This is a genomic window from Pseudaquidulcibacter saccharophilus (assembly GCF_019455445.1).
Taxonomy (GTDB): domain Bacteria; phylum Pseudomonadota; class Alphaproteobacteria; order Caulobacterales; family Aquidulcibacteraceae; genus Pseudaquidulcibacter; species Pseudaquidulcibacter saccharophilus.
In genome coordinates this window covers 70,629-83,908 of sequence record NZ_JAHWUS010000002.1, presented here as the reverse complement: position 1 = coordinate 83,908, position 13,280 = coordinate 70,629, and the positions used below count along the sequence as shown (strand labels likewise).

Annotated in this window: 16 protein-coding genes; 9 read left to right on the top strand and 7 right to left on the bottom strand. The window is 42.6% G+C overall.

The annotated features are described in order from the left end of the window. Positions 1–7: 7 nt before the first annotated feature. Positions 8–1,429 carry a metalloprotease TldD gene (gene tldD / locus KXV15_RS06065; protein WP_420830574.1) on the bottom strand — a complete coding sequence of 474 codons (1,422 nt, stop codon included), beginning with the start codon at positions 1,427–1,429 and terminating at the stop codon, positions 8–10. A gap of 339 nt (positions 1,430–1,768) precedes the next feature. On the opposite strand from tldD, the gene ftsZ reads away from it, so the two are divergent. Continuing rightward, positions 1,769–3,304, top strand: a complete 1,536-nt coding sequence (gene ftsZ, locus KXV15_RS06060; RefSeq protein WP_240007286.1) for a cell division protein FtsZ — start codon at positions 1,769–1,771, stop codon at positions 3,302–3,304. A gap of 50 nt (positions 3,305–3,354) precedes the next feature. Here ftsZ and KXV15_RS06055 read toward each other — a convergent pair whose 3' ends face one another. Further along, the gene (locus KXV15_RS06055) at positions 3,355–4,047 is read right to left on the bottom strand and encodes a hypothetical protein (RefSeq protein WP_240007285.1); all 693 of its coding nucleotides are present in this window, start codon (positions 4,045–4,047) and stop codon (positions 3,355–3,357) included. Between the two features lie 90 nt (positions 4,048–4,137). On the opposite strand from KXV15_RS06055, the gene KXV15_RS06050 reads away from it, so the two are divergent. The 3 genes from KXV15_RS06050 (at position 4,138) to KXV15_RS06040 (ending at position 6,558) form a co-directional block, all read left to right on the top strand. Then, positions 4,138–5,118 (top strand): DUF2336 domain-containing protein, encoded by a 981-nt coding sequence (locus KXV15_RS06050; protein WP_240007284.1) that lies wholly within the window; start codon positions 4,138–4,140, stop codon positions 5,116–5,118. A gap of 68 nt (positions 5,119–5,186) precedes the next feature. Continuing rightward, positions 5,187–5,966: an NAD kinase gene (locus KXV15_RS06045; RefSeq protein WP_240007283.1), complete on the top strand. Its 780-nt coding sequence runs from the start codon at positions 5,187–5,189 to the stop codon at positions 5,964–5,966. Positions 5,967–6,066: 100 nt separating this feature from the next. Further along, complete coding sequence (locus tag KXV15_RS06040) at positions 6,067–6,558, top strand: Hpt domain-containing protein (protein WP_240007282.1); 492 nt, start codon at positions 6,067–6,069, stop codon at positions 6,556–6,558. Between the two features lie 72 nt (positions 6,559–6,630). Here the strand turns inward: KXV15_RS06040 and spbR are convergent, their stop codons facing one another. The 3 genes from spbR to KXV15_RS06025 form a co-directional block, all read right to left on the bottom strand. Further along, a complete protein-coding gene (gene spbR / locus KXV15_RS06035; RefSeq protein WP_240007281.1) occupies positions 6,631–7,782 on the bottom strand; it encodes a SpbR family protein in 1,152 nt (383 codons plus the stop codon). 139 nt (positions 7,783–7,921) lie between these two features. Continuing rightward, positions 7,922–8,116, bottom strand: a complete 195-nt coding sequence (locus KXV15_RS06030; RefSeq protein WP_240007280.1) for a hypothetical protein — start codon at positions 8,114–8,116, stop codon at positions 7,922–7,924. 79 nt (positions 8,117–8,195) lie between these two features. After that, positions 8,196–8,480 (bottom strand): hypothetical protein, encoded by a 285-nt coding sequence (locus tag KXV15_RS06025; RefSeq protein ID WP_240007279.1) that lies wholly within the window; start codon positions 8,478–8,480, stop codon positions 8,196–8,198. A gap of 199 nt (positions 8,481–8,679) precedes the next feature. Between KXV15_RS06025 and KXV15_RS06020 the strand changes: the two genes are divergently transcribed. Next, complete coding sequence (locus KXV15_RS06020) at positions 8,680–9,300, top strand: ribonuclease HII (protein WP_240007278.1); 621 nt, start codon at positions 8,680–8,682, stop codon at positions 9,298–9,300. 5 nt (positions 9,301–9,305) lie between these two features. Here KXV15_RS06020 and KXV15_RS06015 read toward each other — a convergent pair whose 3' ends face one another. Together KXV15_RS06015 and KXV15_RS06010 are read right to left on the bottom strand one after the other, a co-directional pair. After that, complete coding sequence (locus tag KXV15_RS06015; RefSeq protein ID WP_240007277.1) at positions 9,306–9,635, bottom strand: terminase small subunit; 330 nt, start codon at positions 9,633–9,635, stop codon at positions 9,306–9,308. Between the two features lie 59 nt (positions 9,636–9,694). Then, positions 9,695–10,063 carry a type IIL restriction-modification enzyme MmeI gene (locus KXV15_RS06010; RefSeq protein ID WP_338050418.1) on the bottom strand — a complete coding sequence of 123 codons (369 nt, stop codon included), beginning with the start codon at positions 10,061–10,063 and terminating at the stop codon, positions 9,695–9,697. Between the two features lie 200 nt (positions 10,064–10,263). Here KXV15_RS06010 and KXV15_RS06005 point away from each other — a divergent pair, with 200 nt between their 5' ends. From KXV15_RS06005 to KXV15_RS05990, 4 genes are read left to right on the top strand one after another with little or no spacing between them, the layout of a single operon-like run. After that, positions 10,264–11,295, top strand: coding sequence for a site-specific DNA-methyltransferase (locus KXV15_RS06005; RefSeq protein ID WP_240007754.1), 1,032 nt, complete (start codon positions 10,264–10,266; stop codon positions 11,293–11,295). Positions 11,296–11,353: 58 nt separating this feature from the next. Further along, entirely contained in the window at positions 11,354–11,911 is a 558-nt protein-coding gene (locus KXV15_RS06000) for a DciA family protein (RefSeq protein WP_240007275.1), read from the top strand. Positions 11,912–11,940: 29 nt separating this feature from the next. Next, entirely contained in the window at positions 11,941–12,615 is a 675-nt protein-coding gene (locus KXV15_RS05995) for a DsbA family protein (protein WP_240007274.1), read from the top strand. Positions 12,616–12,642: 27 nt separating this feature from the next. After that, positions 12,643–13,275, top strand: coding sequence for a thioredoxin domain-containing protein (locus KXV15_RS05990; protein ID WP_240007273.1), 633 nt, complete (start codon positions 12,643–12,645; stop codon positions 13,273–13,275). The last annotated feature ends 5 nt before the right edge of the window (positions 13,276–13,280 follow it).

Here is a 13,280-nt window from a genome sequence, read left to right as displayed (position 1 = left end):
GAACGGCTTACCCTGCCCCGCCCACTGTAAGACCATGTATCATAACGGTTGGTTGGCCAACGCCAACTGGAACGCCCTGCCCGCCTTTGCCACAGGTTCCAACACCTTCATCAAGTTTGGAATCATTGCCAATCATGGAGATTTTGGTCAATGCGGTTGGGCCATCACCGATTAGGGTTACGCCTTTTACCGGGGCAATGATTTTGCCATTTTCAACCAAATAGGCCTCAGACGTTTGAAATACAAATTTGCCCGATGTAATATCAACCTGCCCGCCACCAAGTGCCGCGCAATAAATGCCTTTCTTCAAAGATGCGATAATTTCCTGTGGGTCATTATCACCAGATTCCATAAAAGTATTGGTCATACGTGGGATTGGCGCATAGGCAAAGCTTTCACGGCGACCGTTTCCAGTCGATTTTTCACCCATTAATCGGGCATTTAGGCGGTCTTGCATATAGCCAACCAAAATACCGTTTTCGATTAAAACCGTGCGTTCGGTTGGTGTGCCTTCATCATCGATTGTTAAAGAGCCACGGCGATCTTGTAATGTGCCGTCATCAACAACGGTTACACCTTTTGCGGCAACTTGTTGCCCAATTTTGCCCGAAAATGCGCTTGTGCCTTTGCGGTTAAAATCACCTTCAAGTCCGTGCCCCACGGCCTCATGAAGCAATACACCTGCCCAACCGGCACCAAGAACAACATCCATTTCACCAGCAGGTGCGGCAATTGCCTCTAGATTAACAGAAGCGATACGAAGTGCCTCATCGGCAATAGCCTTGATTTTGCTATCTTCGATATAATTATCATACATCATACGTGCGCCCGCGCCCGATGAGCCCGTTTCACGGCGACCATCTTTTTCAAGTGTTACCGAAACATTCACCCGCACCAAAGGGCGGTGATCGGTGGCAATGTCGCGGTCATTGCGAATGATTGCAATATCCTTTTTTGATGCCGCCATTGAAACCGAAACCTGTACAACACGCGAATCTTTGCCGCGAACATAGGAATCAACCTGTGCTAGGGTTTCAATCTTGCTTTCAAAACTTGGCGCGCTTAGGGGGTCCACATCATCATATAATTTGCGGTTGGTTTTTTGTGGTGCGTCGCCAAGTTTAAAGCCCTTGCCACGTTTTGCTAATTGTGCGGCTTCGCTGGCGCGCATGAATGATGCCTTGGAGATTTCATTGGAATGGGCATAACCCGTTGCCTCACCCGAAACCACGCGCAACCCGAATCCTTCTTCTGAATCAAAGCCTGCGGATTTAAGACGACCATCATCCCATAAAAAGGTTTCAGAGCGGGTATTTTCAAGATAAATCTCACCGTCATCGGCGCCTAAAAGTGCGTTGGAAAGAATTTCCTGTGCACCTTCTGTTAATGCGCGGGTAGTTAGGTCTGAATCATTAATATTGGTCGTCATTTTATTGTCCATTTTTACTAATTTTATATTTAGGGGGTGTTTGTGCAAAAATAAACGGACAAAATGTAATTATATTTTCTGAAGAAATTAACACTTTAACGCCTTAAAATTTACTTTTAATGGCTTTTTACGAGGGAATTCTAATTCGCACTATCAATAAAACCCTTTAACCTTCTGATTAGATATAGTTTTTAAGAAAAAATGTTGTTTTTCAATGATTTCTGAGTGAAAAATATTCATATAATCAGCAAATTAATACTCCGCGTTAAGATTCTCTTAAGCAAATTAATTGAGATTATGTTTACCAATTTATTAAGAACTAATATTCGGAGCAGACCAATGGTTTTACGCCTTAATGCACTTGCAACAACTGAACTTTCACCACGCATTGTCGTATTCGGCGTTGGCGGCGCAGGTGGCAATGCCGTTAACAACATGATTGAAGACAATCTTCAAGGCGTTGACTTTGTGGTTGCGAATACAGATTCCCAAGCACTTCACCGCTCTAAAGCAGAACGTAAAATTCAAATCGGCCTTAACACTACACAAGGTCTTGGCGCCGGCGCAAACCCACAAATTGGTATGGCTGCTGCTGAAGAAAGCCAAGCAGAAATCATGGAACATCTTGGCGATGCGCATATGGTGTTCATCACTGCTGGTATGGGCGGCGGCACAGGTACTGGTGCAGCGCCAATTATCGCACGCACCGCTCGTGAAATGGGTATTTTGACCGTGGCAGTTGTTACCAAACCATTCCATTTTGAAGGCACACGCCGCATGAAAATGGCGGATGCTGGTTTGTCTGAACTTCAAAAAAATGTTGATACATTGATTGTAATTCCAAACCAAAACCTTTTCCGCGTTGCCAATGATAAAACCACTTTCCAACAAGCCTTCCAAATGGCTGACAAAGTGCTTCATTCAGGCGTTCGTGGCGTTACCGACCTTATGATTATGCCTGGCCTTATCAACCTTGACTTTGCGGATGTTAAATCTGTTATGTCTTGCATGGGCAAAGCAATGATGGGAACCGGCGAAGCAGAGGGTGATGACCGCGCACGCAAAGCGGCAAACCTTGCCATCAATAACCCACTGCTTGAAGACGTTTCATTAAAAGGTGCAAAAGCTGTCCTTATCCACGTAACTGGTGGTAATGACATGACCCTGTTCGAATTAGACGAAGCAGCTAATCAAGTTAAAGACGAAGTTGATCCAGAAGCAAACATCATCGTTGGCTCAACCTTTGACGAAGCATTAGAAGGCAAAATCCGCGTTTCTGTGGTGGCATCTGGTATTGATGAAGATTCAGTTGTTCAACCAGTTCCAGAAATGCAAAGCGCACGTACCGTTCAGGCATCTGCACCACAACAACCAATCCAAGTTGTTCGTGTAACCCAACGTGAAACTTATGCATCTGCGCCTACTCCTGCGCCGCAACCGCAGCCGCAGCCACAACAAATCGTTCAAGAGCCTGAATTGCCAATGACTGCACGTGAACCTATTCATCATCAGCAAGAACCAGTTCAAGCACAAATGCCTTTGCAAGAGCCAGAGCGTCCACATTATGACATCAACTCACAACAGCATTTGGTTCGTGAAGCACAGCGTGAACTAGCAAATCAACGCACCCAAAACTATCAACCTGCACAACCAGCTCAACCAGCACCTAAAAAACCAGTTGAGCAATCACATGCACAACCTCACCGCAGCAGTGGCGCTGGTCTTTTGAATATTTTTGGTCGCCCAAAACCACGTCCTACTCAAGAGGACACTTACCAAGAAAATATCGAACCTAATGACGAACCAATGTATAATGATGACATCAATGATGATGATTATTCAATCCCTGCATTCCTTCGCAGACAGGCAAACTAATCTCTCTAAAATAAAATGAAAAAAGCGCGGTTATTTTTTAGCCGCGCTTTTTAGTATCTCTTCCATAATGATACTATAAAACCCTGATTTATATTTTCGCTATTATCAAATCTTGCACGGGCAATACTTTGGCGTAAACCAAATTCAATTCCCAAATTATTATTAAATCGCTTTATATAGCTAATCTGGAAATTATTATTATCATTGTAATAATCGCAGCCCGCCCTAAACTGCTTTAAAATGAGCAAGTCTTTTTTATAAACATGTCTGCCGAACGTAATTTCAGAAGTTTTTTGATATTCGCCAAGGCAGCCTTCGTCCCCATATTCAAGATTTAGCCAATTTTTTCCAAATCCGTACCCCAAAAGCATATTATAAATCATATTATTTTCGCGGTAGTTTATTTGCACGCTATCAATAGTGCTTATTCCAAATTGCGAAGATAGAATTAACCCATTCCCCTGTAATAATTTAAATTGCAATTTGAAATCAGTTTTAGAAATCGCCGGAAAATCTTTATACATTTTAAGATTTTGCGAAAATATAAACGCTGAATCAGTGCGTAAGCCACGTGCGATGTAATATTCGAATGAAGTGTTATGGTTTTGATCATTACCAACAGTATTAATACTTGCAATTAATTCAGTTTTACCTTCTCGTGGTATCCATGCGCCAGAAAAGGCAATATTAGGGAAAAATAACAACAATCCCAAGCAAATATTATATTGCCAAATACGCCCCATTTTGCCCCCACAAGGCAGACATTAGTATATTCATGTCATTGAATATTATTTCTTTACACATTTTTTATCAAAATAAGAAATAATAGCAATATGAAGAATTTATCATCCCTTATTAATTTAGCCCATGACAAATCAGATGAAAGTCGTCTTGAGCTTGTGAAGTTGACTTCACAAGAATTTTTGGGATGCAAAGATGAACTATCTGAGCAACAACTGGCGTTATTCACGTCTATCATAAACCAATTATATAATTACCTACCTAATGGCGTTAAGGCGCAATTGGTAAATGCATTGGCCATTAATGCTGCGTCACCTGAAAATATTTTGGCGACAATTGCCGAAGATGATATTGAATATGCAGGGCCAGTCCTAAATTTTTCAAATAACCTAAGCGATGACACTTTGATTGGTGTTATTAAAAGAAAGGGTTTTGATCATCAGGTTTTAATTGCAAAGCGCCCAAATATTGGCGAAGGGATTACTGATGCACTTGCCGAAACCAATAACTCTGAAATTGCTGCAGAAGTTGGGAAAAACCTAACCGCAAAAATTTCAAAAAATACTTATGACAAGTATATTCAAGTATTAAAAGATAATGTTGATGCAATTGGTTTGTTTGCGGTTCGCTCCGACATTCCTGAAGATTTGTCAAAACAAATAACAGAAATCTTCACCAAAGAATTTAAAGAGCAAAGCAACGACAATAAAACAGAACACGCACAACAAAATGAACCCGATGACACTGTATATGTTGGCGAAGTTTCAGTAAGTGAATGCCTAGACCAGTTACAAAATGGCCATAACGGCGCCTTCATTAAATGTTGTGCCGCACATTTTGGAATTTCTCCATATAAATTAAAGGCCGCGCTGGATACCGGTAATTTACAACATTATACATTGCTTGTTCGCGCAATGGATTTGGATGTTAGCACCGTTGAAAATATCCGAAACAAATATTTGAAAGAAACAAAACATCTAAGCCAGCAAGAAAGCAAAGATGCACTTGTTTTCTGGATTACGGTCACAGTACCTCGTGCCGTTGGAATGCTTCACAACAAGTTTGACGAATAATATATGCGTCAAGTTGTGCAATAAAATACCATTGACCTAAAAGATTTATAAAGCCATAAGGATGCCTTATGGAAAACAATAACATCCTAGATAGAATTGCCTTTATCGCGAGTGCCAAACCAGAGGCACAACAAGCCTTGGTACGTTTGCGCCATTTATACGGTGCAGTTCCCGAAAGAAATGCCAATGTTATCGTTGCCCTGGGTGGTGATGGCCTTATGCTGGAAACTTTAAGGCGGCATATGGACGATAATATTCCGGTTTATGGCCTTAATCAGGGCACAATCGGTTTTCTAATGAATGATTATGCCGAAGAAGGTTTAATTGAACGCATTGAGAATGCAAATCCAATTACAATCCACCCATTAAAAATGACGGCAACCGATATAAATGGCAAAGAATATTGCGAATATGCAATTAATGAAGTTTCGCTTTTACGGCAAACCCATCAAACCGCACATCTTAATATTTATGTCGATGATAAAGAAAGAATTTCGGATATTGTTTGCGACGGCATGATTTTATCAAGCCCTGCAGGATCCACCGCCTATAATCTTTCCGCATATGGTCCGATATTACCCATCGGCAGCGGCCTGATGGCACTTACCCCAATAAGCGTATTCCGCCCAAGAAGATGGCGCGGGGCAATATTACGCGATAATTCAAAGGTTGAATTCCGTATAAGTGATCCTGAATTACGCCCAGTTGCAGTTTCTGCGGATAACCGTGAATTTCGAAATATAACCAATATAAGAATTGAATTCGACTTTACGCGTTCAATGCATATTTTGTTCGACCAAGACAGGCCGCATGACGAGCGAATTTTGACCGAGCAGTTTGCAATTTAAAAAATTATGTAAAATTTTCGAAAATCACTAAATTAGTAACCTTTATTTAGGGCTATTGCTGTATGTTGCCTTCACTAGGGAAATATGAAGAGGAACAAATATGCCAGCCGAAGACGAACAGCCACAAGTATTTAACCCACCAAATCGCCTGAAAATGAAACTTGGTGGTCGTTTAAAAGGCTTTGATGCAGAGGCAATTGCACGCGCTGAAGCTGCTATTGCAAATATGTCGAGCAATTTTGAAGAATGGCTGCACGATGAGCTAAATAAATTATTAGAAGCCCATAAAGTTATTCTTAACCCAGCGCATTCAGTTAAAGATATTGAGGCTTTTTATCGTACTGCACACGATTTAAAAGGCTTGGGAGCAACATACGGCTATCCGATTGTTTCACAATTTGCAGCGTCTCTATGCCGTCTTATCGATAGCCCAGAAGGTCGCGACAAAGCACCTATCGAGCTTCTTACGGCGCATGTAGAGGCAATTAATGCATCGGTTCGCCAACGTATCAAGCTGGACACGCACCCAATTGGTCACGAACTATTAAAAGAATTGACCAAACGTGTTGCCGTATATGGTGAGCCTGAATAGAATAATTCATACAGATATTAAAAATTAAAGCCGGGGCATGACCCCGGCTTTAATTTTATGATTTATTTGAATTTACGCAGCGGCAAATCGTGAATCTTGAACCACATCCTCAATAGGAACATCAAGTTTATCCAAAAGATAACGAACATCTTCATCAGGGATAGATTGGAAGCGAGTAAGCACACGTTCAATCATACGCTTTCTAAAGCGGGCTTTGTCATCCATGCTGCCATCGAATTCAGTTTCGTGAAGAACATCAATAGCGGCACGAAAAGCAGGATAAATATTACTTGGCATATGCGCGCGATCAAAAATGGCACGAAGCCCCAATGTGCCACCATCATGCACCAAAAGCCATGCTTTAGAGTGTTCGATGCCGGCAAGTTCAGCCATTGCATATTCAACCAACCTCACCTCACCTTGGCATAATGCCCGTAAAACAAATGATGGCGTAAGTTTACCATTAAGGTTAAGCTGCTGCACATAGCGGCGCAAATCCGCCTGCATGCTTGCTTGGGCAATTAAGTCCAGACTTGCACGTTCGCGGGTGTCATTGGCAATATCAATAGCAAGCTGTGGCGGAAGTGCGTGACGTTCAACCAATTTATCAAATACTTGACCACTAAACTTGGTTGCAATTTTTTCAGCAATAATAAGCGGCAATATTGGTCGTTCCGCCATTGCCATTGCAATATCGCTTGCGGTTGGGAAACGCTCAATGGCTTTGGATAAACCATTTTCCGAAAATTCAGCTTTGATATTGTGAAGCGCGTTATTAATCGCAACCGAAACCCCGTGTTCACAAATCGCATCAGTAACTTTTGAAGATAATTCTTCGCGTCTTGAAATTGCGATTTGGCGCACAGGTTCTGCCGCCTCAAGGATTTCCACTAAATCGGCATCAGTAAGGGTTGGTGAGAATTCAAGCACCGGAAGTGCGATTGCCTCGATATCTTTGGCAAGCACTGCGGCAACATCGGATGGAAGATTTGGGGAAGATTTAAGCGTGATTGCCAATGCACGTCTTACACGTTCAGCAGCACCTTTAACCACAAGACGAAGAATTTCTTCGGCAAAATGCCTTTCTTCATCAGTTATTTGAGCGGTATCAATATGACGGCACAAACGATAGCAAGCAAGCGCCTTATCCTCGTCTGTATCGCCCTTAACCAAGGAACGAATATCGTTTTCAGTGAGATTAACTCGTAAAGTATTGACGCCCATTATAAATTACACCCAAATTACAAAGTCGGACACAACCCCACATGACAAAGCTGTGTCTTGATTCGACTATTTATAATCGTGCAATTTTATGGTTAATAATATCTTTACATTTGCCCCAAAGAGGCGATTTTAACAGTGATTACCGGCGTAATAAAAAGCCAATTGCACCGCCGCCAAGCACTGCGCAAAAACCCCAAAACAGTGGATCCTGCGGAACAGTTCCAAACATGCTGATAATGGTAATTGGCAACATCGCAACAGTGATTCCAACAAGTGACAAGAACCATACCGCGCCAACATTACGCAAAACTTTTTGTGTATAATCGATAAACATACCGCTCACTTTCCCCAAATAGTCCCATTTTGAGACTGAATTTTCTTCAATTGGGAGAGTTGCAAACCTTACGCCAGTTTTAGCGTACCAATTTATTACGCAACCATTTGCGGGATTCTTCGGCAACTTCGAATGCAGAACGGATTTGTGCCTCACCTGGCATTTGTGGATCAAATGCCGATGCCGCATCAATAGCTTGTTTAAACGCAATCTCTGCTGCGCCAATTTGGCCAGAACGTAAATAAGCCCATGCTTCAATCAAAGCAGGTGACATGGGGTCGCGTGCCAATAGTGTGAAAACAGGTTCATCTGCTTCGGCCTTCACATAAGCATCAAACTGACTTGGTTCATTTTTGTTGTTCATATTCTTAGCCCACCATTATTATTAAAAAAAAATCGCTGTAGCGATTTTGCTCTTCGACTTGTCCGAAAACCGCTTCACACTTTTCGGGTCTCATCGCGGCAATTAACAAACTATTAAGTTTTGCACCATTGCACAAGAGGGTTTGGCACGGTTATGAAATAATATTTGTGAATAATATGTTTTGGTGTATCTGGAAGAAATGACTGATTTCTCTAATGAATTGTGGGTAAGTTCTGAATTTGGCGCAAAATCAATCTGTGGCATTGATGAGGCCGGGCGTGGCCCGTGGGCCGGCCCAGTTACAGCAGCCGCAGTAATTCTTGACGCGGGCAAAATCCCCCAAGGATTAAACGATTCAAAAAAGCTAAGCGCGAAAAAGCGTGACGAACTCGCCCCCCAAATAAAAGAAATGGCAATCGCGTGGCATGTTGCTTTTATCGATGCCGAAACCATTGATGAAATCAACATCTTGCAAGCAACCTTTAAGGCAATGCGTGAAGCATTAAGCGGCCTTAAAACCGCCGCCGATTTTGCACTTGTGGACGGTAACCGCGATCCCAAACTTGGCATCCCCACAAAAACAATCATAAAGGGTGACAGCCTTTCATTATCGATTGCCGCCGCATCAATTCTTGCCAAAACTGCGCGCGATGAATTTATGCAAAACGCCCACAAAACTTATCCACAATATGGGTTTGATAAAAATGCGGGTTACGGCGTGCCTGTGCATATTGCCGCCCTTGAAACCTACGGCCCCTGCCCCCTGCATCGCAAAAGCTTTAAACCGGTCAAGGCACTCCTCCCTACTGCAGTTGGGTAGGAGATTTATAACAACCCCTTCAACTTTGCCTTTAATGCAACCGCCCGATAAACCGCATAATATTGACCCAAACCTGTTGCACCTCTGATAAGCTTATCGAGTTCTTTAAAAACCCCGATTGAAGCGTCTTTTTGCTCGGCTTCCGTTTCAATTTTGATAGTTTCTGTAATTTCTAAAATACGCTGTCGAATACTATCATTTGCTATCAATCTGGCGGCATTTGCACCCGCACCATTTTCGGAATAACCGGCGTAAATATAGGCTTGGGTTTGTGATTTACCTTCTGCAACAGCGCGCGCAAAGGTTTCGTGTCGTGTGTTTGATAATTGTGGCATAAAACAATTATATTATCGCCCAATGGAATGGGGGATAAATATAAAAATACCCCAAGGAATTATTTCCCTTTTCGCTTCTTCTTACCCTCAGCGGGCAATAATGGGGCGGTAAGTTTTTGATATTGTTCAAAGAGATGTTCAACGCGGGCGCGTTCGCTTGGAAATGGTTCTTTGCGATATGCTTTATCGACCGCTTTATCCAATGCCTGATGCGCCTTTAATAATTCGGGCGGCATGGTTAGGGGGTCGTAGAGGTCGGCAAGCGTGGAATTAGGGAATTTTGCGCGCGCATCCAAAACCGCCTGTGTCTTTAATTCAATATCCTGTTTTTGGGCATCAGATGGGTTTTCAGGCCAAGGGAAGTTGTTGTAAACTAGTGATGACGAGTATTGGTAATCACTCTTCATCCTTCCGCATATTTGCCGCATATAGTGACTTTTCGTAGCCCAACTGCAAAAAAGGAATCACCTGATTCGATTTTTGAATCAGCGTGAATCTTTTGTTAACTAAAAAGGATTCTAATACCCCTAATTGATGATGGGGCGTTACTTTGACCACTAAGAAAATTGAAGAGAAATTAAGCCAGCTTGTTGAAAATCGTATTCACCTTGGGGATTGCATTGAAAATATGCGCAAACTTCCAAAAGGCTGTGCCGATATGGTTTTTGCCGACCCCCCATATAATTTGCAACTAGGCGGTGATTTATTGCGCCCGGATAATTCCAAGGTTGACGCCGTGGATGATGATTGGGACAGGTTTGATAATTTCAAAGCCTATGATGATTTCACCCGTGATTGGCTTAAGGCTGCGCGCGATTGCATGTCTGACAATGCCACGATTTGGGTTATTGGCTCTTATCACAATATTTTCCGCGTTGGCGCAATCATGCAGGATTTGGGCTTTTGGATTTTGAATGATGTTATTTGGCGTAAATCCAACCCAATGCCAAATTTTAAAGGCACACGCTTTACCAACGCCCACGAAACCCTAATTTGGGCAACAAAATCGGCAAATCAGAAGAAATATACATTCAATTACGACGCCCTAAAGGTCATGAATGATGATTTGCAAATGCGTTCTGATTGGTCAATTCCAATTTGTTCGGGCTCAGAACGTCTTAAAGATGATGATGGCCGCAAGGTTCACCCAACCCAAAAGCCAGAGGCACTTTTGCACCGCATTTTCACCGCCGCCACCAAACCCGGCGACTTAATTCTTGATCCATTCTTTGGCTCTGGTACAAGTGGTGCAGTTGCCAAGGCATTAAACCGCCGCTGGATTGGTCTTGAACGCGATGAAACCTATGCCACTGCCGCACAGGCACGCATTGATGCGGTTATTCCGGCAAGCCTTGAAGACACCACACCAATGAAATCAAAACGCGAAGAAGCCCGCATTCCATTCGGCAATTTAATCGAACAAGGTTTGTTACGCTCTGGTGATACTATTTTCTCACCAAAAGGTGATATTTCGGCACGGGTTCGTAGTGACGGGTCAATCACAATGGGCAATTTGGTTGGTTCAATTCACCGCATGGGGGCGATTGCGCAAAACTCAGCGGCTTGTAATGGTTGGACCTATTGGCATTTCAAAACTGAAGACGGCTTAAAATCAATCGATCACCTTCGCCACCAATTACGCCAAAAACTTGCGGCATAATTGCGGTATAAAGCCAAATCTACTTGTTAAAAACCGTATGGCTGTGTAATATTGGGCGATGAATTCCGACCCGCAAAATAGCAATGATGCCACCCCAAAACTTGATAAAGATTTGGAAGATATGGCGCTATCCTATCTTGCGATGCGGCGCGGGCGCAAATTTTCAATAAGTGAAAAACCGCTTAAGAATGCGCTTGGCAAAATTTTGCCCTTTGCCAAAGACACAAAACCCAATCGCATCAAAGAGCTTCAAGCGAATTGGCAAATGGTGGTTGGCGAAAAATTGGCCAAGATTTGCTTTCCCGAAAGCTTAAGGGGCAAAACCGTTACATTGCGCGCCAATGCCTCTGCGGTGGCGCTTTTGCAAATGCGCGCCGATGAGATTTTGGGGCTTATAAACCTTTCCACAGGAACAAATTATTCCAAGCTAAGTTTTATTGCCGCGCCACTTAAAAAAAATGTAACTTTAAACAATGATGAAAATAAAGCAAAACCGCTTAAACCTCTTGATGCCTCTGAATTGCAAAATATTGAAGGAAAACTGCAAAATATACACTCAGATGGTTTAAAACGCGCAATAATCAATCTAAGCACAATTATCAAAAATATTGACTAATATTTAAAGGCTTTTACGGAGAAGATCAGGTGATTACAAAAAGAAATATCGGAACAATTTTCGCAGCCGCCACATTGGCTCTTAGCCTTGGTTTAACCGCATGCTCAAAAGATGCAACCAAGACGGTTGGTAAAGGCACTTCTGAATTCGAAATCGCAAGCGACATTCCAGTTGGCTCAAAAGATGCAAAAGTAGTTATTGTTGAATATGCATCTGTTATGTGTCCACACTGTGCAAATTTCCAAAATAATATTGTTCCAAAAATCATGCAAAACCTAGTTGAGCCTGGTAAAGTTCGTTATGTTTTCCGTGAATTCCCGACCCCGCCGGTTGATTTGGCATCTGCTGGCCACCTTTTGGGTCGCTGCGTTGACCCTAGCAAGCGTGAGGCCATGATTAACGCATTAATGGCACAGCAGCAGGATATTTACGTCTCTGCACAAGCAGGTGGTGCAAAACAAGCTCTTTTAAAAGTTGCGCAATCTGCGGGCATGAATGAAACCCAATTCGACAATTGCATGAAGGATGAGGCGAAACTTAAAACTCTTGCTGATGTAATGAAATATGGCGAAGAGCATGATAAGGTTGATGCAACCCCAACCGTATTTGTAAACGGTGTTCGCGTTACCCCTCCGGTTGGCCGTGAATATGAATATGGTGACATTGAAAAAGCGGTAAGTGCCGCATTGGCAAAAGCAAAATAATTTTGGATCATTATCGGGCAGAGTAAAATGAAAAGACTGGGCTTAATTACAATTATCGCAGCAACATTTTCTTTGCCCATAATATCTTCCGCGCAAAATACGGAATTTTATCTTGGCAAGCCAAATGCACCGGTTACAGTGATTGAATACGGCTCTTTAACCTGTTCACATTGTGCGCATTTTGCCACCCAAGAATTCCCAAAACTTAAGGCCCAATATATTGATACCGGCAAGGTTAAATATATTTTCCGCCCCCTTCCCACCCCACCTGAAAATCTTTCTGCGGGGATGCAGGTAATCGCCGATTGTGAAGGCGGCATGAAACGCTATCAACTGATTGATGCATTTTTCAAAAATCAGGCACTAATTTTCCGAAGCGCACAAAGCCCAGGCGGCGCATTGGCATATTTGACTTCAGTTGCCAATCAAACAACCGGAATTACCTCTGATAAGATAAAAGCCTGTCTTGCGGATCCTTCAAAAATTACCGCCATACAAAATAGCGAAAATGGTGCCGTAAAATTGGGGATAAACAGCACACCAACTATTTTAATTGATGGTAAAATCGTTAAACTAGCCCCTACTCAAGAACTAGACTTTAATGCCATAAAGCCGGGAATTGATCATGCGCTTTTGGCAAAAGCAAAAAAAAGGAAATAAGGGGA